Origin of the sequence: Gimesia algae (genome assembly GCF_007746795.1) — a bacterium.
Lineage (GTDB): Bacteria > Planctomycetota > Planctomycetia > Planctomycetales > Planctomycetaceae > Gimesia > Gimesia algae.
The window spans coordinates 3,994,593-4,017,599 of record NZ_CP036343.1; the positions used below are offsets into that span (position 1 = coordinate 3,994,593).

The window sequence follows — 23,007 nt, forward strand, 5'->3', positions numbered from 1 at the left end:
AACAATCGCTTTAACGGTACTCGCTGTGCGGTAATCAGAAAACTACTCCTGGAAATAGTAGTCATGTGGTCGGGTCTCCGGTATGATACCCACAGAGATTCGTGAGCCTGAACAAGATTTCGGGCGTTTTTTCGAAATCGGAGTGATTTGTAAAACCTGTTCGCAGCGCTTTGAATTGACTGCGAACCCCACGTGCTTGAGCCCCAAAATGCTGCCTTCTGAAAATGAGATCCCACAGACTTCTGCAACTGAAGTCTCATCGCTGCCCTTAATCACCGACTTGACCCGCGATCAGCTGGCGCAATGGTGCATTGAGCATGAATCTTCTTCATATCGCGCAGATCAGATTCGGCGTTGGATCTTCACCAAACGTGTTAATGACTTTGATGCGATGCACGATATTTCCAAGAAGTTTCGAGATCTCCTCAAGGAGAACTTTCGGCTCTTTTCAACCAGCATTGTCAAACATCAGACCTCCAGAGATCGCACGGAAAAACTGTTGCTTGAACTGCACGACGGACATCACGTCGAGTGTGTGCTGATGCGTGAACCCAAAAGAAACACCGTCTGTATCAGCACACAGGTTGGTTGTGCCATGGGTTGTGTTTTCTGCGCCAGCGGATTATTGGGTTTAACCCGAAATCTGACGATGGGGGAAATCCTGGAACAGATTTTACGCCTGGATCGAGTGATCGGGGAAGAAGAACGCATCTCAAATATCGTAGTCATGGGAATTGGTGAACCGCTGGCGAACCTGTCAGCCTTGATCCCCGCTTTAGATACGCTGAATCATAAAGGCGGGATGGGGATCGGAGCCCGCAAAATCACAGTCTCCACTGTCGGACTGCCTGTCAAAATCCGCGAACTGGCAGATGTCAACAAGTCTTACATCCTTGCCGTTTCACTGCACGCACCGAATGACACACTACGAGATCAGATCGTTCCCACCAATCACAAAATTGGTATTCAGAAAATTCTTGATGCGACCGACTATTATTACGTAACGACTGGCAGACGTGTCACATTTGAATATATCCTGCTGGCAGGAGTCAACGACAGTCCCGCCCAGGCACATGAGCTGGCTGGCCTGCTGAAGCACCGCAATGCCCATGTGAATCTGATACCCGCCAATGGGGTCCAGGAGACCGGCTACCAGACTCCCACGACAGAAGACGTTGACCGCTTCTTCATGACACTTGCTAAGGGTGGTGTCAATGTGACGGTCCGGAAACGCAAGGGGGATGATATCGATGCTGCCTGCGGACAGTTAAGGCTGAATCGCGAAAAAGAAAAAGACCTGGTACAGATTCAGTAACGACGGTATCTAGAGCGCATCACATTTAACATAGCGTCCCCCAATTTTATATACTCGGCCCAAATGGCCTTGAAGACGCTACAGTAAAACGGGACATAGTCTAGTGGTCTATCAATCCTGTATTGGCAGGTGGTCAATGTCAGGCGAGCACGCCATCGAGCGTGCGGACCATTTCGACCAACGTGCCATTCCAAGTCTGATAAGACTCTAATCCAGATCAAAGTCTTTGGGATCGAAGTTGACCAGCACGTCATCACGGAAGATCAGGTAGACGCTGCGACCACTTTCGTCAGGTCCCCAGCGATATGCCTCGTCAGACGTACGAAACGTTCCACCGGTGGCTTTGAGCCACTTGGAAGCTTCCTGAAATTCACCTTCTTCGCCGATCTCTATTTCCACGCTGTTCCGTGACATTCCAGAATACAGACGATTCTTAAGTATCCAGTTCAAAGCTTTGGGATCTCGCTTGGTTTGAAACTGCATACGATAGTCTTCTGCCCGGCTGACTCGTTTTTCAGCCTTGTGCGTTGTGGCCATCGATTCAGAATCCCACTCAGGTAGTGTTTCACAACCTGAACTCCAGAGAAGAATTGAGATACAACAAAGCATCCACGGCGCCACACATCGAAGGTTGGCCATGATCATATCCACCTGATAGAAGAAAAATTGTCGGAGGCAATTCACTGCCGCGATGTGTCCGCCACAGCAATTTATTGAGAGAAGTGAAAAGGGAGACAGAACTGTCCCCTGAAAAGCAGACGTTTTCTAACAGAATTGTGGCTTTCTGCCAAGATCAATCTTCAGTCAGTAAAAACTGACATAAAAGCCTACTAATATAAAACTTATGTAAATCAGGTTGCTTCAGGAATGAAATCAGCAGCCTGCCTGGGTTGTCAGATTCTGTCAGCACGTCTATTCTAAATTCGTCTGGGTTTTTGTGATTTACGTGGCTTCCACTTACCATAAAGGATTGATCAATATGAAAATGTTTTGCGCGGGACAATGGCAGGAAACCTCAAAAACAATCAATGTGATCAACCCCTTTGACCAGTCAGTCATTGATACGATCCCGCAGGGGAGTGGCGACGATGTTTTGAAAGCGGTCTCGGTTCTGGAGCAGGGTGCCCGCATCATGAAATCCATGACCGCTTATGATCGCAGTCTGATCCTCCAGAAAGCGTCTGAATTGATGCTGGAGCGAAAAGATGATTTCGCACGGACCATCAGTCTGGAAGAAGGCAAAATTCTGGCAGAGAGTCAGGTCGAAGCAATTCGCAGTGCCGAAGTGATCCGACTGTCAGGGGAAGAAGCCCGGCGCATGACGGGGGAAATGATTCCCCTCGAAGGGAATGCTGGCGGACAGAACAAACTCGGGTTTACCCTGCGTGTTCCCTGTGGAATCGTGGCCGCCATTACCCCTTTTAATTTCCCTTTAAATCTCGTCTGCCATAAAGTTGGCCCCGCCATTGCAGCCGGGAACGCGATCCTCATCAAACCGGCCAGCGATACCCCATTGTCGGCGCTCAAGTTGACCGAGCTTCTGCTGGAAGCCGGTTTGCCCAAAGAAGCGATCGCCTGTATTACCGGCCCGGGAGGGGAAATTGGTCGCGCCATTTGTACTGATTCCCGGATTCGCAAAATCAGCTTCACAGGCAGCTATGAAGTGGGAACTCAAATTTGCGAAATGGCGGGATTGAAGAAAGTCACCATGGAACTCGGGAGTAACAGCCCCGTCATTATCATGGATGACGCTGACCTGGAAAAGGCAGCAATGGCAGTCAGTATGGCGGGGTACGCCAACGCCGGTCAGGTCTGTATCTCTGCCCAACGCATTCTGACTTCTTCCGCGATCAAGTCTGATTTTGTCGACCTGTTAAAATCGAAAGTCGATGCCCTGCACACCGGAAACCAACTGGAAGAATCGACAAAAATTGGCCCGATGGTTCGTGAATCTGACGCCACGCGTGTTGAACAATGGGTCAACAACGCGGTCAGCCAGGGCGCGCGACTGGTAACAGGGGGAACACGGCAAGGCGCTATCTATGCCCCGACGATTCTGGATAACACCAAACCTGAGATGCAGGTCGAAAAAGATGAGATCTTCGGCCCTGCAGTCGCACTGTCTTACTTCGATGATATCGAGCATGCGATTCAAATGGCCAATAATACAACTTACGGACTGTCAGCTGGTATCTTTACACAGGATCTCGACCGGGCTATGAAATTTGCCCGTGAAGTGGAGAGTGGCAACCTGCATATCAACTGGTCCAGCCAGTGGCGGGCTGATGCAATGCCATATGGCGGATTAAAGCACAGTGGGACAGGAAAGGAAGGCCCTAAGTATGCGATCCAGGAAATGAGCGAAGAGAAAATGGTGATCATGCACCTGACAGACTGAGCGGATTCCTGTGCGAGGGCAGAAGCAAGCGACAGCTTGATTCTGCGCGTCGGTTACTTAATCAGATAGCGTTCCAGTGTTTTACCATCCCGGTATTTTCCTGACTGTTTGGCCTGAAAGAGCTCATTTGTGTGCAAGTCGATCGCGGTCAGATAGTTTCCCCGGTAGGCAGCAGTATCAAGACAGGCCCAACCATCATAGACGAGTGGCTTTCCTGATTTCTGTGCCGTGTGCCCACAGATGATCCGACGTCCGGAGGGATCCGGTTCTTCCTCGCCTGTGATCCGATCCCAGCGGAGTTCCTGATTTGTCAGGTCTTCCAGAGGAACACCAGGAACAGCCGTCGCATGCACGAAAATATCTGTCTCTGTCTCGTAATAATCCAGGGCAGTCGCCATAAAAATTCGGTGCTCTTCTGGTATGAGATCGTAGCGACCGCCATAGGAGTCGATTGCTTCCTTGCCGCCATGTTGCAGCCAGATTGATTCCCAGTGGCCACCCTGCAGGCCATCCAGCATCATCTCTTCATGATTGCCCTTAATCATGATCAGCTTACAGGTGGCTTTCAGATCCAGAAGAATCTCAATCACATGTTTGGTACCAGGCCCCCGGTCAACCGCATCCCCCAGACAGATAAAGGTATCCTCCCCCGTCAATTCGAGGTGATACAAAATCGTACCCAGCGCAACATCACAACCGTGAATATCACCGATTGCGATAGTCCGTCCTTTCTGTGTCGATTGATCCATCATGCGACCACATGTGCTAAAGTTAGCCCGAATCATAGCTCATTGCAGATATTATGATTCAATTTATGAGATTTGATACACTTTGATCGAGTGTCTGCAACCAGTTTTTTCAGGATTTGTCAGATTGACTGGGGGGCATAATCCGGGTTGGTTTGGAACTGGGCTCCCCTTTCAATAACTGTTGGCGGGCCTGCGTCTGCTGAGCCAGTCCATGGATCCGGATGAAACCCAGGGCTGTTTCATGAGGAAACTGGTCACCCTCTTCATAGGTTGCCAGTTCAGGACTGTAAAGACTGTGCTCACTTTTCAAGCCGGTCACTGTATGATTTCCTTTATACAGCGAAACCCGTACGGTCCCCGAGACAAAACGCTGGTTCTTTTCGACAAATCCCATCAGGTCCTGATGGAATGAGCTATACCACAGGCCATCATAAATGATGTCACTGCAGGTCTGGCTAACGTAGGTCTTGAATCGCAGTGCCTGTCTGCTCAACGTCAGATACTCCAGTTCGCGATGGGCATTATGCAAAATGACAGCAGCCGGTGCTTCGTAAATTTCGCGACTCTTAATCCCCACCAGACGGTTTTCAACATGATCGATGCGACCGACGCCGTTTTCTCCACCGATTTTATTCAAGTGTAGAATCAGCTCAGCCCCATCCATCTCTTTCCCATCGATGGCAATCGGACGTCCCTGCTCAAATTCGATTGTGACTTCTACCGGCTGGTCAGGAGCATCTTCGGGGGAAACCGTCCATTTATAGGCTTCTTTAGGCGGGGCGACCCAGGGGTCTTCGAGAATACCGGCTTCCACAGAACGTCCCCACAAGTTCTGGTCGATACTGAAAATGCTTTCTTTAGTGGCTTCCACTTCGATGCCATGCTCTTTGGCATACGCCAGTTCTTCAGTCCGAGTCCATTTCCATTCTCGCACTGGTGCAATAATTTTCAACTGGGGAGCCAAAGTCTGAAATGAAACATCAAACCGAACCTGGTCATTCCCTTTGCCAGTACAGCCATGTGCTACAGCTGTTGCACCGTGCTCTTTGGCAACTTCGACCATACGATGCGCAATCAGAGGACGTCCCAGTGCCGTTGCCAGCGGATACTTGCCTTCATACATTGTCCCTGTCATCAGAGAAGGCCAGACAAAGAAATCGACAAACATATTCTTGGTGTCTTCAATGACGGCTTCAACAGCACCGGTTTTGATCGCTTTTTCCTTGATTCCATCCACATCGCGACCCTGGCCGAGATCACAGGTATAAGTGATCACGTCCATATTGTATTTTTCATTGATCCACTTGACGGCGACTGAAGTATCCAGACCACCACTGTATGCCAAAACTACTTTTTCTCTTGCCACGAAACTCTACCAATCTTCTGGAAATGAAGGAGTAAATACTGATTTGACGGAACTCGGGAATGATGCAAATGGTACTAATATCAGTTGCTGTTCGCAATGCGCACATTCTAACATTCTGGCTCAGGGCAGTCGAAAACCAGACCGAAAACCACCTGGACCGTCATGAATTCTTCGCGGGCTGGAACAGCCCGGATTATCAGGAATAAGAAAAGCACCCGACAGTCTCCTGCCGGGTGCTTTAAATCTATTATAAAACGGGACGAAATCTGAGCTTAGTGCAGATCGTCGTCTCCATGGTCGTCCTTACCCTTTTCAGCAATCAGAGCATCGCTGGTCAGCAGCAGAGTCGAAACACTGGCTGAATTCTGCAGAGCGGAACGCGTCACACGGGTCGGATCAATGATCCCGGTTTTGACCAGATCTTCGTACTTGGAAGTCGCGGCGTTGTAGCCCATATTGCCTTCCAGTTCGGAAACCTTTTCACAGACCACACTACCATCATCACCGGCGTTATTGGCAATGGATGTCAGCGGTGCACGGCAGGCCCGCAAAATAATTTCGTAACCCACTTTTTCTTCCTGTGAAAGACCCGATGGCTTACAGGCTGCAGAGCATCGCAGTAACGCAACGCCACCACCGGGCAGAATGCCTTCAGCGACAGCAGCACGAACAGCATGCAATGCGTCTTCCACGCGAGCTTTCTTTTCTTTCATTTCGCTTTCGGTAGCAGCACCAACATTGATCTGTGCAACACCACCGGAAAGTTTCGCAATCCGTTCTTCCAGCTTTTCCTTGTCGTAATCACTGGATGAATTTTCCAGTTCACGACGAATCTGTTCGATCCGGGATTTGATTTCGCCAGGCTTTCCACCACCTTCGATGATGGTCGCGTTGTCTTTGTCGACGGAAACCTTCTTGGCTGTTCCCAAATCGGACAACTGCAGATTTTCCAGCTGAATTCCGAGGTCTTCAAAGATCGCCTGACCACCGACCATGATGGCGATATCCTGCAGCATTGCTTTACGACGATCGCCGTAACCAGGTGCTTTAACAGCACAGCAGCGGAAGGTACCACGCAGTTTGTTGATTACGAGCGTCGACAGCGCTTCACCTTCGATGTCTTCAGCGATAATCAACAGAGGCTTACCGGCATTAACGACTTTTTCCAGAACAGGAACCAGATCTTTAATGTTCGAAATCTTCTTTTCGTGAACCAGAACGTAGGCATCTTCCAGATCGCAGGACATGCTCTGAGGATCGGTTACGAAGTAAGGAGACAGATAACCGCGGTCAAACTGCATGCCTTCGACCACTTCGAAGCTGGTCTGCAGACTCTGACCTTCTTCAACGGTAATCACACCGTCTTTTCCAACCTGCTCCATGGCATCTGCCAGAATTTTTCCGATTTCTTCATCGCCATTCGAGGCAACTTTACCAACCTGCGAAATCGCTTTTTTGTTCTTGCATTCGATCGACATTTTGTGGAGCTTATCGACAATGTCTTCGACTGCCTTATCCATGCCCCGTTTCATGGCAATCGGGCTGACACCGGCAACAACGGATTTCAGACCTTCATTGTAAATCGCCTCTGCCATAATAGTCGCAGTTGTGGTTCCATCGCCGGCAATGTCAGACGTTTTGCTGGCAACTTCGCGAACCATGCGGGCACCCATGTCTTCGAACTTGTCTGGGAGTTCGATTTCACGGGCAACAGATACACCGTCTTTAGTCACAGTCGGGGATCCAAAGCTTTTTTCAAGAATAACATTACGTCCCTTGGGACCCAGCGTTACTCGAACTGCGCGCGCCAGCTTACTGATGCCGCGTCGCATCGCTTCTTGAGCTTCCTGATCGAAGGCAATCATCTTTGCCATTTCACTATCTCTCCATGTACGCAGTATGAAATTTGAAAGGAAGAGTAACCAGCTCACCTGAATCGGGAGCGATTACCGCTAATAACAAAACAGGGGCAACTTAATAAGTTGCCAAAATGTCACTTTCGCGGAGCAACAGATACTCTTCTCCGCCAATTTTGATTTCGTCCCCACCATAAGGACTGAAAATGACACGGTCCCCTTCCTTGACGGTTAATGGAAGTTTCGTTCCATCAGATTTGACGTGTCCATCTCCCACGGCGACTACTTCACCACGTTGTGGTTTATCTTGCGCACTGTCAGGAAGGACAATACCCCCTGCTGTGGTTGACTCTGCAACTTCTCTTTTCAGAACGACTTTGTCACCAAGAGGGACAATCCGGGCGCCTTTACTTGCTTTGGCAGCCTTCTTCGCCATTGGGATCTCCTAGATTTTAATTTTTGACTCTAATGTCTTCACATCGGATAGTTTTATGATCTGTGGTGGCGGTCTAGCCAATCCACAACAACACATGGTCAACTCATACCTGCGGTGCAGACAAGAGCGTATCAATCCTAGCTGCGAACGCCGTGCCTATTTGGCGAATAATCCATAAGACATTTGATATATAGATGTTATCGATTATTTCTAAGAATGAATTCTCTGGCCAATCCTGCCGGACAGTCTCTATCGCCTGAAATCCTGCTGCCATATTGGCAGCAAAGCTTAACTCCAAATCAGCTACTATCTCCGAACCTTTTGATTCCGTGATTTAGCAAAGTTGATGAAAATTGCGACATTTTAAAATTGACACAACCGTTAATATGGGTATTATCGGTAAATCAAGAAGCACAAGCCCCTGAATTTCTCCTTCAGGCCCGAGGGTTACTTTCCCTCAAATGTTCTCATCTCACTCACTCTCTCTCGTTTCATCTTTCTATTAAACCACAAGATCAGAAACACGAGAGGAGTTTGCAGTGTCAGAATCTTTGCCCCCTACAGCGAGATCAGAAGACTGGGATTTACTGAATCCGATTGTGCAACAGGCACATCTGTTAGCGTCAGAAGGAAAGTCTCAGGAGGCCCGTGCCTTGTTTTTTTCAAACGATTTCACGGTATCAAACTGGGTACGCCGTCTGCATCTGGGACAGTTTCTGCTTGAAACCGGCAACAATCTGGAATCGATTGAACAATTCTCAATTGTACTTGATGCTGCACAACAGCAGGAAAATAATCAGTTGAGATCCGTCGTCTGCCATAATCTGGCAGTCGCTTATCGTCATCTGAAATTCTTTGATTTAGCCTCTCAATTTCAGCAATATTCCATTGCCTGGGGAGACTTGCGTTCTGCAAACCATCAGACCCTCGAAGAAAAACTGGACCAACTTACTGATAACTCTGCCTGTGATCTGACGGGACGTGCAAATGACGCTATTCTGCAAGAAGACTACTCACTCGCAGAACAACTACTGAACATATCACTGTCACGAGAGATCCTGTACGGTGATCCGGATTCCCAGGCTGCTGATTGGGGAAATCTGGGAATCGTTCAGGGGTTGAAGGGAAACCATCTACGTGCTGTTTCCTGTTTTCGAAAAGCTTACCAGCTCCACAAACAGACAAACAATATTGCATCGATGGGGCAGGACCTGGTCCATCTGGGTGAATTGTTCTGGATAGTCGGCCGCTTCTGCCGCGCAACGCGCTGCCTGAATCGATCGCTCGCATGTTTCTCCCGGAGCCACCGCTCGATGCTGGAACAGAATACGCGCACTCGATTGCTCGAGATGCAGCGGCTTCTCAAAGTGAAACAACATGATCCCTTGTTGAATTAACTCTGATTTCTCTCCTGAAGATAAATCACGAGCATTTGAAATTCAGTGACTGTCCACTTGCGAAATGCCCCATGCTCTGTTGATAATTGGAAAACAAAGAGTCGGCCAGACTTAACAGCATCCCCAGATCCGAAACCGGACGACGACACCATTCAGGGGCAGGCCGACTGGGATTGATTTCGAAGGATCTCACTAAATATCTCAAAGGTCTTACATGCCCATCAAGGTTCGCTGCAAAGAATGTAATACTTCCTTTTCCGTCAGAGATGAAGCTGAAGGGAAAAAAGTACGTTGTAAAGAATGCGGCGCCCCCGTCAAAGTCACTGCTGCGAAACAGAGCAAGAAACGCAGCAGATCCAGCAAACCAGCAGATACAGACGATTTTCTGGCCACGCTTGATATCGATAAACTCGAAGACAAGGCAGCAAAAATCTGCCCCCGCTGCGGGCACGATGTCGACGAAGATGATGTTGAATGCTCAAATTGCGGCGTTGATCTCAGCACGGGTCGCATGAGCGAAGCAACTCGTCGTAAACGTAAACGCAAAGGGCCTGCCGTTGAAGAGTTTTATTCAAAATCCTGGGGAGACGCCTACACATTTCTGAAAAATCATAAAGGACTGGCGATCAAGACTTTCCTTTATTCGTCCATCGCGAGCACGTTGTTTTTCTGCGCGATTTTCATGGTGATGTGGTGTCATCGAACCCCTCCTCGTGCATTCTGGGGCTTTATTGCATTTGTTTCCATCATGGCCATTCCCGGTTGGATCTGGTTCATTCAAACTGAAGTGGTCCGGTATGCATTGCAGAAAAAAGACAAACTGAAACGTATCAACTTTGACTTTTTTCTGTGTTCTGCATTAGGAATGAAATTCATCTTCTGGGTTATTCTGTTCAGCCTGCCGGCACAAGCGATCCTGGGGACACTAGGATATTATTTCATTTCAAATGGCTCAACTCCCACAGGAGCGATCCTGATCGCCGCGGGTTTTATCCCCACCTTTCTGATGTTCCCACTGGCAATTCCGCACATGACCATGGTGGATTCCACACCGGGCTGGATGATACACAAACTGGGAAAAATTTTCCTCAATCTCGTGAAACCGGCGATGTTCTGGTGTTTTGTTTTCGTGATGACCAGCCTTCCGGTGATTGGCTGCCTGGCGGCTATTGGAGCAGTTAGCGGCGATGATTTAAATACTTTTTTCTCGAATGTCCGTTACAACTCATCGGTTGCCAGAGATAACGGTGCGAAGGAATACGCAGAAGAAAACAAGATCAAAGATTTTGTGGAAGGTCCATTCGTTGGTAAAACCCCTGCAGAACTGGATGCAAAAGTATTGATCTTACCTTCTATATTGTGGGTGCTTGCCTGTCTGTTCTATGCTCCGACATTAATCTATAACGCCAGAGTCAATGGCCTGCTGGCAGTGCATTGCAAACCTGACCTGAATCTGATTACAAAACTTTCTGAAACTAAATATGTTTCGAAAGCCGACCGCGAAAAGGGTGACGACAGTGCTACTCATCCACTACAACTCGCGGTAATTGGAGTGCTGGGAGGGGCGGGAATTGGTACCATATTTTATTTTGTGACCCCGTATTTGCCTTTGCTTCTTGTCTGGGTCCTGTTTGGCATCTCCTTCCTCACCCTGTTCGTCTGTTTTATTATCACTCTGGTTAAGCTTTATAAAATTGACGGACCACTACAATGCGTAATTGGTTTTTTCGTCTCGATTTATGCGTTCGGTAAGGGCTGGAGTTATGCCCAAAAAGATAAAGAGATGGGTAAGACTATGCTAATCTGGACCCTCTTTATCGTGGTGATCAATATTATGGCCTACTCCATGGAGGTGCACGGAATCATTGAGTCTGAGGAGAAACAGAATGCGGCAGCCCCCGAAGACCCGGACGCAGCCGATCCCGCGATGGAAGGCGAGCCTGCAGAACCGGCAACTCCCTGATTTCTGTATCTTCGGAATACCTCTGGTTGACAGCGCGATCTGGTTGTTTACAATAGTAATAGTTACCGCCGCTCTTCCCTCCTGCTCATCCAGCGGGCAAATGGAGTGGGTACTCCTGAATCACGTCCCTGCAACATCGTGAATTCCTCAGGAGCCAGTTACATTATTCCATTTGTTCTGAACAGTACCCGCTCATCTTACTGATGCCGTTACCGCTCATCCCGTAAAACGCAAATCGTGGTGATGCTGTTTGGTATTGGTCTCTCCAGAATGCAAAGTCAGATGAAACCACAGTCTCACGATCTATTTGATGAATCCACAATGAGCTTTGGGGATCACCTCGAAGCCCTTCGCATTCATTTATGGAAAGCATTAATTGGACTTGCGATTTGTGTAGTGGGTGCCTTATTTATTGGTCACAAAATTGTTGCTGTTGTCCGTGCACCCATTGATTCTGCTTTGAGAGAATACAATCTGGATAAACTCCCGCATCAGATCGCCGAAGACCCGGAAAATCCCGATGTCAATCCGTCTGCCAGCATTGATGAGCTGATCGCCAGCCTGAACAGTAAACAGCCACAGACTGCAGAGACCAAAGCACTGCAAAAAATTCTCCTCGATTATCAATACCGGATCGACAGCCTGGAAGAAACGATGGCTGAACCAGTCACACTGGCTGTGCAGGAAGCTTTTACGACGATTTACCTGAAGGTCTCCTTTGTCGCGGGTCTGGTCTTTGCCAGTCCATGGGTGATCTATCAGATCTGGCTGTTTGTGGCGGCAGGCCTTTATCCCCATGAGCGCAAATACGTCTACATCTATCTGCCGATGAGCATTTTTCTATTCCTGGGTGGGGCACTGTTCTGTTTTTATGCTGTCTTCCCTTTCGTTCTCAAATTCCTGCTGGGCTTTAATAAATTACTGGGTGTGAACCCTCAGATTCGCCTGTCCGAATGGATCAGTTTTGCGATTACTTTGCCGGTGATGTTCGGCCTCAGTTTCCAGTTACCACTGGTCATGCTGTTTCTGGAAAGAATCTCCGTATTCAGTCTGCAGGACTATCATGAAAAACGGCGGATGGCCATTTTGATCATTGCTATCATTTCCATGCTCATGACACCGGCCGACCCGATGAGCATGATCCTGATGATGATGCCTCTGATTCTGCTCTATGAACTGGGAATTCTGATGTGTAAATACTTCCCCAGTGCGAATGCCAGTCCGTTTGAAGCAGCCTGATTCCTGCTGAAATGAGAACTGATTTTCCTCTGTTCAGATGACGCAGTCTTCAACTACAATGCCGCGGGTCCGGGGCCACGAATTCCTGGAAATCAGCGAAATTGCGCTAAAACAGCGAGGATAAAAATGAGTACCAGCACTGAGCAGGATGCGGCTGTGCAACCCACCAGCAAATCCACCCGGAAACATAAACTGTTCAAGATCTCTCTACTTGTCTGCGCCCTGATTGGGGCGGTAGTCCTGATCTGGGAAGGACTTCTGGAAGACCGGCTTGTGGCAAAACGTTTCGGCGTCGTGGAGCAGGGCAAAATCTATCGCAGCGGTCAGATCTCCAGTTACCTGATCGAACCGGTACTCAGTGAAAATAAGATCGAAAAAGTCATCGCACTCAACGGAAGTGACCTGCAGAAACCCTACCTGAAAACAGAAGTGGAAACTGCGAAAAAGCTGCAGATTGACCATCAGGTTCTGCATCTGATCGGTGACGGCACAGGCGACGTCGAAGATTATGCGGAAGCCGTTGCAGAAATCATGCGCTGTGAAAAAGCAGGAAAGCCCGTCCTGGTACATTGTGCGGCAGGTGCCCAGCGAACGGGTGGTGTCATCGCCGCCTATCGCATGCTGGTTCAAAAGAAAACTCCTGAAGAAGCTTATCAGGAATTATTGCAATACGACTGGAAACCACATAAAGATCAGGCCCTGATTGATTATCTCAATCAGAATCTGGCCCGACTCTCCAGTCTGCTGGAAGAAAAAATCGAATGGTATGAACCACCGGCAACCATACCTGTCATCGGAAAATAAGATCCGACGAGAAGCTGTTTCATTCCAACCCGAATACCAGAATCACTTTCTCAAAGTGGCAAACTGGTTTCTGAGATACTCTTGAATGGTGATGGTATTCACATCCTTATTCTTGCGTAGTGTTTCCCAATGATGGATCAGACCACGGTCTTTGTGATCCAGCTTCCAGTGAATTTTGTGCTCGGCTCGCAGGTGCAGTTTCTCTTCCAGGCGTGTCTGTAATTCCACTTCTATGGGAATCAGATTTCTGGTTCTGAGTTCTTCATTTAATGCAATTCGTGATGCCGGCGGCAGAGTATAGGGATGGAGAACATAGTTCAGGCGCGCCATCCAGTCAGCAAATCGAAGGTAGTTCTCGACCGATGCCTGTTGATCAGGGGCGACACAGTGCACACGGTAATTGATCAGTTTACTCTCCAGCGTCAACTGGTTTTTATTGCCGTCATATTGAATCTCAAAAGTCGGATCCAGCTGAAATTTTAACTGGGAAGCAATGGCCTTGCCCTTAGATTCTTCTCTCTTAATTTGATCATGAATATATTCCTGAGTCTGATGCCTTGCCACATTCAACAGATGCTTGATTTCATCAAAATTGATCACCGTTTTTATCATGCGGGACTCATTCAATAGAATCAGTTTTTTCTGGATCGGATCAAAGATCGTCACTTCGCCTAAACCATCTACATGATCATATACTTTCTCGGCATGAAAAATCGACACACTGCGGGATACGATGCCCGGATCAGTTTCCGGCTGATGCTGATAGACCGTTGTGCGAATTCGAAATTCCTGCGCGAAGCTGAGACTGCCTCCTGTGCCGCACATAACAACCAGCATGCCTGTGATGAGAATAGATCTCCACATATCGGCTTTACTTTCCTGAGAATTTTTTCGGGGCGACCTGGGTCTTCACAGAATTGTGAATGAATCAAAACGGTCGGCAATTGAATATTGATATTTGAATTTGGGGAAGAACTGTAGAAATGCTGTAGGGAGACTAAAAAAAAGGCTGTTTTGCTGCAAGAGGAAGTTTTGAGCCTCCCCTACAGAACAGGCTCAATTTTCTAATGGCCATGAAAGGCCTTCCGTAAAACATTCGCCCCAAACTATTACTACAATAACACTTACAGCAAACACACCATTCGCTTTGATTTGAAACCGTTCAGATCCAGCAGTGAACGGGCTTCTCTTTTCTCACCAGAACTTCATAATGAAGGCCGTTGATCGCGATTCTCATGTCACCAATTCTGATTCAATATTCACTTACACAGGTCAACTCATGGGTTCCAAGTCAGAAAAAAAATCACAAGACGCCTCGCTCTTACCAGTCACCTACCACCTGAAACTTCCCGGAGACATCGTTCCTGAAGCAGTTCAGAAAAAAGTGAAATCGGCCGAAAAGGGTCAGATTCTCTGTGAACACTACCCTTATCCAACCAAAATGAAGCGGAAAAAATATGAGCGCGAGATCACCCGACTTCAAATCGAACTTCTGAAACTGCAACGCTGGGTACAGTTGAATGGAGAGCGACTTGTTCTGTTGTTTGAAGGACGCGATGCTGCCGGTAAGGGAGGTACCATTAAGCGTTTTATGGAACACCTGAATCCTCGCGGTGCCCGTGTGGTCGCGTTACCTAAACCAAATGACAAAGAACAGGGACAATGGTATTTTCAACGCTATATCGAACACCTGCCCACCAGGGGAGAAATCGTCTTTTTTGATCGATCGTGGTACAACCGCGGAGTCGTCGAACCGGTCATGGGATTTTGTCGGCCCACCGAACACCACACCTTTCTGCGTGAAGCCCCTCAACTGGAAAATATGCTCGTGAACTCTGGTATTCACCTGTTTAAACTCTGGTTCTCCGTCAGTCGCGAAGAACAGTTCCGCCGATTTAAAGCGCGCGAAACCGATAAGTTAAAACAATGGAAACTCAGTCCGATCGATGTCAAGAGCCTGGGGCTCTGGGAAGAATACACTAAAGCGCAAAACGCGATGTTCATGGCGACAGACACGAAAGCCTGTCCATGGACTGTGATTCGATCAGATGACAAAAAACGCGCGCGGCTCAATTGTCTAAGGTATGTGCTCAATCAGCTGGATTATCCGAACAAAGATCAGGCATTAGTAGAAGATTTCGATTCCGAAATTATCGGGTCGAAAGAGGTCATCTTTGATACGAGTGAGTGGTAAGACATCGCTGAAGCAAGGGTCACCACAACCAACTCAGTACAACAGATACTTTGCACGGCGAAAACCGAACTCGGCAAGGTCCTGTTGAAACAGAGCCTGTATTTGCGAGACCGATTTACCGGCCAGGATCGCATCAAATACACTCTGATTTCCCAGCAGGCGATGATACGATTTTGTATCCCAACCCGCCGGATACAATTCACGTAGATGACAGGCTATCTCCAGACCCGTTTTTACTGACTGAAACCGTCGTCGGTCAGTCACAATGAAATTCACGCCACCACAAGTTTCATTAGCAAACTTACTGGATGCTGGTATGAATTGAACGGGTACGAATCGTACCCCCGGCAGTCCCGAGCGATTCAGTTCCCGGGCAAGTCGCATTCCATCAAGCCAGGGCGCACCAATCCATTCGAAAGGAGTATCAGTGCCTCGCCCCACAGAAAGATTCGTCGTTTCCAGTAATCCCACTCCCGGATAGAGGATCGCTTCGTTCAGACTCCGCATATTGGGAGACGGGTTAACCCAGGTTAAACCGGTTTCATCGTAGTACATTTCACGTTTCCAGTTCTGCATGGCAATGACCTGCAGATCAGCACCGATCTTCATCTCTGTATTAAACATGCGCGCCAACTCTCCCGCAGTCATGCCGTGACGTACGGGGATGCGATGATAGCCGACAAAAGACTGCGAACCTTCATCCAGAACCGGTCCGGCGAAATCGACTCCATTGATCGGGTTCGGGCGATCCAGCACGACAAAACGAATCCCCTGCTGCTTTGCCGCCCGCATGGCATTGCCCATGGTAGAAATATAGGTATAAAACCGGGCACCAACATCCTGGATATCAAACACGAGGACATCCAGATCCTGCAGGCTTTCTGGAGTCGGAGTGCGCGTCTTGCCATACAGACTGAATATCTTCAGGCCCGTTTTTTGATCGGTGCTGTCACCGATCTTCGACACATCCAGTTTGCCTGCAAATCCATGTTCGGGACTGAAGAGAGTCTTCAGATTGACTTCAGGAGCATCATTCAAAATCTGTACTGTGCTTTTTCCATCTCGCGTCAGCCCTGTATGGTTTGTAATCAAGCCAACCCGTAAGCCTTTTAATGACTTGAACTGCTCTGCCTGCAGCACATCAATTCCAGTCAGAACATTCAAGCTGTCACTGGAAGATACTTCAGAAGTAGACTGCTGAACCGCGATCGGACTGATGGCCGCCGCCGCGATCGTACCGATGCGTCCTGCCAGCGAATTGACAGATCCCTTGCCATCAGGATGAACCCGGTTACTCAGAAAAATCACAAACAGATCCTGTGCCGGGTCAATCCAGAGAGAGGTACCCGTAAAGCCACCATGCCCGAACGCCCGACTGGAAAAGAGGTCACCACGATTTGAAGAATACCTCGAAAGAACATCCCAGCCCAGTCCCCGTTTAATATCAACGACCTGGTAGCCCCTGGTCATCAAATCAACGGTCGCTGGTTTTAACAATTTTTTTTCTCCCGAACTCCCCTGGTTTAACAACGTCTGCGCATAGATAGCCAAGTCCTCGGCTGTGGAAAACAATCCAGCATGTCCAGCGACACCATCCAGTTTGTAGGCCCGTGGATCGTGTACTTCCCCCTGCATCCAGCGTCCTTCGCGCTGCTGAGTGGTCGCAGCACGCTTCCTCAATTCCAATGCAGGGATGTAACCTGTTTCAGTCATTCCCAGTGGCTGATAAATATGTTTCTGCGAATATTCATGCACTGACTGACCTGTCACCCGTTTTACGATATCGCCCAACAGAATAAAACCGACGTCCGTATACGCGAAGCGGGTTCCTGGCTCGTAGTACAGCTTTAATTCATAAATTCGCTGCATCGCTTTATCCGGGCCATCCTGGTAATCCTTGATGGAATTATCGGGAATCAATCCCCCCTGGTGCGTCAACAGCTGATAGACCGTGATGTCCTGCTTTCCGTTGACGGCAAATTCAGGGATATATTTCGCGACAGGATCACTGAGCTGTATTTTACTCTGCTCGACCAGTTGCATGATGCTCGTTGCTGTCGCGACAGGTTTGGTGAGAGACGCCAGATCGAACACGGTATCCGTCGTCATCGCCACTTTTTCAGGCTGAACCTGTCGATCACCGTACGCTTTGAGAAAGACGACTTTTCCCTGATAGCCTACCAGTACCACTGCACCGGGCATGGAATCTCGCTCCAGGCCGCGTTGCACGACAAAGTCAATCAGCGCCAATCGTCCGGGATCCATACCCACCGATTCAGGCGAAGCAAAAGGTAAATGGTGAGAATCGTCCGCCTGGCCTTGATGACAACTGCAGACCAATACCAGAATCGAGGCCAAAATCCAGAGATAGTTCTTCATTACGTATTCCTACATCAGAAGCAAAGGTGTCATCAGATCTGTCAAATATATTATTCTTCATCCCATTGGAAACGGGCAGCCATCGGCATGCGGCGTCCTGATCCAAACGCGCGGGCAGAGAGCTTAATTCCGGGAGGCATCTGCCGTCGTTTGAATTCATTGCGATCCAGACGACCAGCCACCCAGCGTACGGTTTCCGGAGGATACTCCTGCGCCAGACTCTTCACTGAGCGCTCGTCCTCAATCAGTCCTTTCAGTATTCCATCCAGTAAATCGTAAGGCGGCAGTGAATCCTGGTCGACCTGATTCGGGGCTAACTCTGCACTCGGAGCTTTTTCGAGTATGTTCTCCGGTATCAAAATTCTGCCCGCTCTTTGATTCACATACTTTGATACTCGATAGACATCGCATTTAAAAACATCCGACAGCACAGCAAAACCACCCGCCATATCTCCATACAGCGTACAATACCCCATGGCCAGCTCACTCTTATTTCCTGTCGCCAATGCCATCCAGCCATGTTGGTTGCTGCGGACCATCACATTCGCACCCCTGATGCGTGCCTGTAAATTCTGGTCCGCGAGCCCGGCTGGTTCGAGTTTTAAATCTTCTCCGATCACCGGCAGATTTTCAAAGGCAAGATGGACTGAGTCAATGGGGATCGTCTCATGGTCAAGTCCCAGGTTTTCTGCCAGCTCCAGTGAGTCGGCAACACTATGATCGCTGCTGTAACGACTGGGGAGCAACAACGCATGCACCCGCTCTGGTCCGATTGCTTCTGCAGCAATTGCGCAGGCCAGTGCACTGTCAATTCCACCAGACAACCCCAACACACAATCTGTAAATCCGCACTTCTGCATATAGTCTCGCAGACCCAACACAAGAGCTTCAAAAAGCTGTTCTTCCCGTGACAAAGCAATGATCTCCTTCAATTGAGCATCAGCGGTCTTGCTTGTCTCATAATACTGCAGGTCTTCTCTAAAGCCTGGCATCTGTAATACCAGATCACCAGAAGAATCCATTACAAAGCTATGACCATCAAACACGAGATCGTCGTTCCCCCCGACCTGATTCACAAACAGGTAGGGAATCGAGTAGCGGTCCTGATGCGCACCAACAATCTGATGTCGACGCTTTCGTTTATCAATCTCGAAAGGACTGGCAGAAATATTAATCAGAATATCTGAGCCAGCTTCCGCGAGAATTTTGACTGGATCCGGAAGTTCAAATGGCTGATTGTGATAGAAGGTATCTGGTTGTCTCCACCAGGCATCTTCGCAAATATGCAAACCCAGCTTCAATCCCTGGAATGAAATGGGTTTGATCTGTTTCCGATCTGCGTGACGGAAATAACGTTGCTCATCGAAGACATCATAATTGGGAAGTAGCAATTTATGAATTTGAGAATCGACTTTTCCCTGAAACAGCAAACTGGCCGCATTTGCAATTCGGCCTTCGGGGAGATCGCGTCCCGTGGGGTGACCAATGATAACACCGATTTCAGGATTCAATTGTGCTGCCAATCGGTCTACCGCACGATCACAGGCTTCAATGAAACCTTCTCTGTGCAGAATGTCCTTGGGTGGGTAGCCGCAGAGAATCAGTTCCGGAAAAAGAATCAGATCGACGCCGGTTTGTTCTGCGCGATTCACTGTTTCCAGAATTTTCTGACAATTGCCGGACAGATCGCCGACAGTCGGGTTCAATTGTGCCAAAGCAATTTTCACAGACGCTCTCAACTCCTGAAACAGATACTATTTAAGTAGCGATTTTAATGACCAGGCTGAATGTGCCATCAAAACTCGCCGAAATTCTGTTGACGAACAACAACATTTTCCAAAAAAGGGATGAAATGCCTTCTTTTTTTTGCCCCACTCAAGGAATCGAACTAAGTTTAAGTGAGCAGAACCAGATCGCTCAAGGGAACAGGGCCAGTTGTTAAGGCCCAAATTGTATCGATTTCCCACTTCGAATCATCCCGGGACTGACTTCTCTTATGGCGCATTCTAGAAAAAGATCATTAGCAGAAACAGGCACACGCCCTTTACTGAGCCATACTTCGATCCTGATTATCAGTATCTTTGTACTCGGAATGGCTACGGGAACGACTTCTTCTATTCCAGCGGACAGCACCTATCTGATGATGGGAGTGTTTGGCCTGATTTCTTATTTTGGACTGGGCGCACTGGCTGCTACTCGTGATCGAAGGTTACGAAAGCAGGAAATGGAACAGAAAGAAGAAGCTCTGGAAGGTCGACTCGAACGCCACCTTTCAAAAGACTCTCAATCTAATTCTCCCCAACGTGTGGCAGTCAATGGCGCCGATCAGAGCAGTCAATATCAGACTGTAAATACCAGAGCAGGCATTTTTCAGAACCGCTACTGAATCTGAATCCGTCTCAAAAAAAACGGTCTCAAACCTGCATTCACAGGATTGAAACCGTTGAGAATCGATCAAATCTGGTTTTCAGTTAGCAGAAGGTGGCGTCACTCGACGTACTCGGCTCAAGGCATTCCTGGCTGCAGTTCGCACTTCTGAATTGGTATCAAAGCGAGCTTTCTGCAGTTCCGGAATTGATTTATGAGCGTATGGTCCAATCTCTCCCAGAGCGTAGGCGGCACCTGCACGCACCTGGCTGGCTTTATCCTGTAAAGCAATGCTCAAGGCAGCAATCACACGATCATCTTCCGGTTTCAACTCTGCCAGACTGTAGCTGGCCAGCCAGCGAATATTCACATCCTTTGAAAGCAGGCAGTCTGCGAGAATTTTGTTGGCCTGGTACTTCCAGTCTGAATCGCGTGCCAGTAATTCTGCTGTATGCAGTCGAACATACTCGTTGTTGTCCGACAGCGACCGTACCAGAATCGGAGTCAATTCCTGTGAATGAAATCCGATCTGAGCTAGAACTGCTGCGGCAAAGGAGCGATCACTTTCGACTGACGAATTCATGGCGTCAATCAAAGTCGGCACAGAGTCATCTGTATTGCCTTCGATCTTCCATAATGAGAACGCACACTGAATCCGTACTCCCATGTTGTCATGCAGAGACAGAGATCGCAGAGCAGGCACCGCAGCAGCAGCTTCCGCTTCCATGGCCCCCAGTCTCTGGACAGCATGTTTCAGTTCAGGTACCTGACTCGAATTCAGTTCTCTCACCAGGCTTAAGACTTCACCCTGTGCATCCGGGCACAAAGTTTCAGCCGTGTTCGGTTGAATTAGATCCTGCTTTGGCTGACTTACGCTTGCCGTCTGGACAACCAGCTTCGGATTTTGCGTAACAGTCTGGAGTTCATCCTGTCGTGATACAGTATTGATTTTTCCGGTATCAGCGTTCTTGATCGTCGCGGGATCAACAGGATTCCATTTACCGATTCGTGTTACTGCAGATCCCTCAAATGGTGAGTTAGCAGTCGTCAGATGATTGGCATTCTCAAATGGATTTCGTTCGTCAAATTCAGGTTCTGCCTGCTTCACCAGACGAAATTCCGGCTGCGGAGCAGACGTTTCCTGCTGAGGCGGAGTAAAGTCAGAAATCAGTTCATTCTGCAGTTCACGCATCAATTCAAATGCGGAACGTTTCTTTTTGGACTGGTTCTGTTCTGATGAGGCTGCTACTTTAACGACCCGCTCTTCAGCAGTTGCTACGGCGACCGTCTTTTTCTCTGCGGAAGAAGCAGCTTCCAGTCGATTTATATTTTCATCTGTCAGCTTTCTGAAACTGACATTCTCTTGAGTTTCGGGCTGACTTTTTACCTCAGCAATCAGCTTTTCAACTTCGACTACCTGTTTTGGTGCCGGTTGCTTGGTAGCGACTTCAACCTGCGGCTCATCGAATGCAGATTCTGCCAGCATCGGATCTGCCAGGAACGGATTTTCAGCAGCTTTGTCTTTATTTTCCTTCAGGAATCGATCTCGGATCACCCGGAAAGGAGATTCCTTCGCAGTAGCAACTTCAGTTTCTAACTGCGACTCCTGGGTTTTTATTTCTGGCTTATTTTCAAAAGGATTGTTCTGTTTTCGAGACAAATCTTTTTCCAGACCAGCCGTCTTCATTTCCGGTTTAGCCTGCGATGTCTGTGAATGACTCACCATCCTCGTATCTGGCATGGATGTTTTTAAAGAAGGATCTGTAGAAAGTTGCGCGATGTTCTGCTCAACCCGCTTCAATAACTTCTGGTTCTGGTCAAATTCTTTCGAACCCTTCTTGATCGATCCCAGCCTACCGGCATCTCTTTTACCCATCGCCAGTGACTTTTGATATTCGGTCAAAGCCAGTTTCTTCTCACCACGCTCTGCGTGCAGGTGGGCGATGATTTCATGCGCTTCGGCAGGCGAACTGATTTTGCAGAGTTGAGCATAACTTTCCTGCATTTTCCCCTGGCTACCCAGCACAGTCGCCAGGCGCGTCGTGGCACGTTCGCTCTTGGGACTCAAAGCAACTGATTTTCTCAAAACCTCTTCGGCTTCAGGATACTTTTTCATTTTGTAAAGTGCATACCCGTAATCACTCAACAGCTCTCCATTTTCGGGTGTGAGCTCTTTAGCTTTTTTGAAATACTCCAGAGATTCGTCGCGCTCACCCAGTCGGTAGCTCACGATGGCCAGTCGGTGACAGGCGAGTGCCCGATCCGGATCAGCCTTATGAATGGATTCATAGGCTTTCTTGGCCTTTTCCAATTCCTTTTTGTTTTCCAGATCCTGAGCAACGGCCATTTTGCTGTCCAGAACTTTTTCCCTGGCGGAGGAAGGGAGCATGGCTGTGGGCATATGTGAACAGCCAGCAAATGGAACAGCGACAGACGCTGAAAGAACTGCGGCCCAAATACTGCAGCGCTTCATTTTGATATCCTCTATAAAGTAGAGTCGAGAGCGATAAGTTTGCTATTACCGATTTGTGAATTCAATGCGGG

At 48.4% G+C, this 23,007-nt stretch carries 18 protein-coding genes; 9 read left to right on the forward strand and 9 right to left on the reverse strand.

The window, feature by feature from the left end; all coding sequences use genetic code 11:
* Nucleotides 1-208 precede the first annotated feature (208 nt).
* The gene (rlmN, locus tag Pan161_RS14705; RefSeq protein ID WP_145228240.1) at nt 209-1,315 is read left to right on the forward strand and encodes a 23S rRNA (adenine(2503)-C(2))-methyltransferase RlmN; all 1,107 of its coding nucleotides are present in this window, start codon (nt 209-211) and stop codon (nt 1,313-1,315) included.
* 207 nt (nt 1,316-1,522) lie between these two features.
* Here the strand turns inward: rlmN and Pan161_RS14710 are convergent, their stop codons facing one another.
* Nucleotides 1,523-1,954 (reverse strand): hypothetical protein, encoded by a 432-nt coding sequence (locus tag Pan161_RS14710; protein ID WP_145228242.1) that lies wholly within the window; start codon nt 1,952-1,954, stop codon nt 1,523-1,525.
* A 340-nt stretch (nt 1,955-2,294) separates the two neighbouring features.
* Here Pan161_RS14710 and Pan161_RS14715 point away from each other — a divergent pair, with 340 nt between their 5' ends.
* Nucleotides 2,295-3,713 (forward strand): aldehyde dehydrogenase family protein, encoded by a 1,419-nt coding sequence (locus Pan161_RS14715; protein ID WP_232103230.1) that lies wholly within the window; start codon nt 2,295-2,297, stop codon nt 3,711-3,713.
* A gap of 53 nt (nt 3,714-3,766) precedes the next feature.
* On the opposite strand, the gene Pan161_RS14720 is transcribed toward Pan161_RS14715, so the two are convergent.
* Nucleotides 3,767-4,465, reverse strand: a complete 699-nt coding sequence (locus Pan161_RS14720; RefSeq protein ID WP_197995302.1) for a metallophosphoesterase family protein — start codon at nt 4,463-4,465, stop codon at nt 3,767-3,769.
* A 106-nt stretch (nt 4,466-4,571) separates the two neighbouring features.
* Nucleotides 4,572-5,828 carry an argininosuccinate synthase gene (locus tag Pan161_RS14725; RefSeq protein ID WP_145228249.1) on the reverse strand — a complete coding sequence of 419 codons (1,257 nt, stop codon included), beginning with the start codon at nt 5,826-5,828 and terminating at the stop codon, nt 4,572-4,574.
* Between the two features lie 68 nt (nt 5,829-5,896).
* Between Pan161_RS14725 and Pan161_RS30575 the strand changes: the two genes are divergently transcribed.
* Nucleotides 5,897-6,034, forward strand: a complete 138-nt coding sequence (locus Pan161_RS30575; RefSeq protein WP_197995303.1) for a hypothetical protein — start codon at nt 5,897-5,899, stop codon at nt 6,032-6,034.
* Between the two features lie 66 nt (nt 6,035-6,100).
* Here Pan161_RS30575 and groL read toward each other — a convergent pair whose 3' ends face one another.
* Nucleotides 6,101-7,702: a chaperonin GroEL gene (gene groL / locus Pan161_RS14730; RefSeq protein WP_145228251.1), complete on the reverse strand. Its 1,602-nt coding sequence runs from the start codon at nt 7,700-7,702 to the stop codon at nt 6,101-6,103.
* Nucleotides 7,703-7,802: 100 nt separating this feature from the next.
* Entirely contained in the window at nt 7,803-8,120 is a 318-nt protein-coding gene (gene groES / locus Pan161_RS14735; RefSeq protein WP_002647314.1) for a co-chaperone GroES, read from the reverse strand.
* A gap of 539 nt (nt 8,121-8,659) precedes the next feature.
* Between groES and Pan161_RS14740 the strand changes: the two genes are divergently transcribed.
* From Pan161_RS14740 to Pan161_RS14755, 4 genes are all read left to right on the forward strand, one after another.
* On the forward strand, nt 8,660-9,517 hold the full coding sequence (locus tag Pan161_RS14740) for a tetratricopeptide repeat protein (protein ID WP_145228253.1): 858 nt from the start codon (nt 8,660-8,662) through the stop codon (nt 9,515-9,517).
* Between the two features lie 214 nt (nt 9,518-9,731).
* The gene (locus Pan161_RS14745) at nt 9,732-11,480 is read left to right on the forward strand and encodes an MJ0042-type zinc finger domain-containing protein (RefSeq protein WP_145228255.1); all 1,749 of its coding nucleotides are present in this window, start codon (nt 9,732-9,734) and stop codon (nt 11,478-11,480) included.
* Between the two features lie 282 nt (nt 11,481-11,762).
* Nucleotides 11,763-12,719, forward strand: a complete 957-nt coding sequence (gene tatC, locus Pan161_RS14750; RefSeq protein WP_145228257.1) for a twin-arginine translocase subunit TatC — start codon at nt 11,763-11,765, stop codon at nt 12,717-12,719.
* A 126-nt stretch (nt 12,720-12,845) separates the two neighbouring features.
* A complete protein-coding gene (locus tag Pan161_RS14755; RefSeq protein ID WP_145228259.1) occupies nt 12,846-13,523 on the forward strand; it encodes a dual specificity protein phosphatase family protein in 678 nt (225 codons plus the stop codon).
* 42 nt (nt 13,524-13,565) lie between these two features.
* On the opposite strand, the gene Pan161_RS14760 is transcribed toward Pan161_RS14755, so the two are convergent.
* Nucleotides 13,566-14,387 (reverse strand): hypothetical protein, encoded by an 822-nt coding sequence (locus tag Pan161_RS14760; RefSeq protein WP_145228261.1) that lies wholly within the window; start codon nt 14,385-14,387, stop codon nt 13,566-13,568.
* Nucleotides 14,388-14,802: 415 nt separating this feature from the next.
* On the opposite strand from Pan161_RS14760, the gene ppk2 reads away from it, so the two are divergent.
* A complete protein-coding gene (gene ppk2 / locus Pan161_RS14765; protein WP_145228263.1) occupies nt 14,803-15,717 on the forward strand; it encodes a polyphosphate kinase 2 in 915 nt (304 codons plus the stop codon).
* A gap of 33 nt (nt 15,718-15,750) precedes the next feature.
* Here the strand turns inward: ppk2 and Pan161_RS14770 are convergent, their stop codons facing one another.
* Together Pan161_RS14770 and Pan161_RS14775 are read right to left on the reverse strand one after the other, a co-directional pair.
* Complete coding sequence (locus Pan161_RS14770) at nt 15,751-18,096, reverse strand: exo-beta-N-acetylmuramidase NamZ domain-containing protein (RefSeq protein ID WP_145228265.1); 2,346 nt, start codon at nt 18,094-18,096, stop codon at nt 15,751-15,753.
* Between the two features lie 50 nt (nt 18,097-18,146).
* Nucleotides 18,147-19,823, reverse strand: a complete 1,677-nt coding sequence (locus Pan161_RS14775; protein ID WP_145228268.1) for an NAD+ synthase — start codon at nt 19,821-19,823, stop codon at nt 18,147-18,149.
* A 269-nt stretch (nt 19,824-20,092) separates the two neighbouring features.
* Between Pan161_RS14775 and Pan161_RS14780 the strand changes: the two genes are divergently transcribed.
* Nucleotides 20,093-20,482, forward strand: a complete 390-nt coding sequence (locus Pan161_RS14780) for a hypothetical protein (protein ID WP_145228270.1) — start codon at nt 20,093-20,095, stop codon at nt 20,480-20,482.
* 81 nt (nt 20,483-20,563) lie between these two features.
* On the opposite strand, the gene Pan161_RS14785 is transcribed toward Pan161_RS14780, so the two are convergent.
* Nucleotides 20,564-22,864, reverse strand: a complete 2,301-nt coding sequence (locus Pan161_RS14785; protein ID WP_197995304.1) for a HEAT repeat domain-containing protein — start codon at nt 22,862-22,864, stop codon at nt 20,564-20,566.
* Between the last annotated feature and the right edge of the window lie 143 nt (nt 22,865-23,007).

Bases quoted from the DNA above. Each gene is read 5' to 3' on its own strand.
- rlmN (WP_145228240.1), top strand. From the start codon at position 209: ATGCTGCCTTCTGAAAATGAGATCCCACAGACTTCTGCAACTGAAGTC.
- Pan161_RS14710 (WP_145228242.1), bottom strand. From the start codon at position 1,954: ATGGCCAACCTTCGATGTGTGGCGCCGTGGATGCTTTGTTGTATCTCA.
- Pan161_RS14715 (WP_232103230.1), top strand. From the start codon at position 2,295: ATGAAAATGTTTTGCGCGGGACAATGGCAGGAAACCTCAAAAACAATC.
- Pan161_RS14720 (WP_197995302.1), bottom strand. From the start codon at position 4,465: ATGATGGATCAATCGACACAGAAAGGACGGACTATCGCAATCGGTGAT.
- Pan161_RS30575 (WP_197995303.1), top strand. From the start codon at position 5,897: ATGGTACTAATATCAGTTGCTGTTCGCAATGCGCACATTCTAACATTC.
- groL (WP_145228251.1), bottom strand. From the start codon at position 7,702: ATGGCAAAGATGATTGCCTTCGATCAGGAAGCTCAAGAAGCGATGCGA.
- groES (WP_002647314.1), bottom strand. From the start codon at position 8,120: ATGGCGAAGAAGGCTGCCAAAGCAAGTAAAGGCGCCCGGATTGTCCCT.
- Pan161_RS14745 (WP_145228255.1), top strand. From the start codon at position 9,732: ATGCCCATCAAGGTTCGCTGCAAAGAATGTAATACTTCCTTTTCCGTC.
- tatC (WP_145228257.1), top strand. From the start codon at position 11,763: ATGAAACCACAGTCTCACGATCTATTTGATGAATCCACAATGAGCTTT.
- Pan161_RS14755 (WP_145228259.1), top strand. From the start codon at position 12,846: ATGAGTACCAGCACTGAGCAGGATGCGGCTGTGCAACCCACCAGCAAA.
- Pan161_RS14760 (WP_145228261.1), bottom strand. From the start codon at position 14,387: ATGTGGAGATCTATTCTCATCACAGGCATGCTGGTTGTTATGTGCGGC.
- ppk2 (WP_145228263.1), top strand. From the start codon at position 14,803: ATGGGTTCCAAGTCAGAAAAAAAATCACAAGACGCCTCGCTCTTACCA.
- Pan161_RS14770 (WP_145228265.1), bottom strand. From the start codon at position 18,096: ATGAAGAACTATCTCTGGATTTTGGCCTCGATTCTGGTATTGGTCTGC.
- Pan161_RS14780 (WP_145228270.1), top strand. From the start codon at position 20,093: ATGGCGCATTCTAGAAAAAGATCATTAGCAGAAACAGGCACACGCCCT.
- Pan161_RS14785 (WP_197995304.1), bottom strand. From the start codon at position 22,864: ATGCCCACAGCCATGCTCCCTTCCTCCGCCAGGGAAAAAGTTCTGGAC.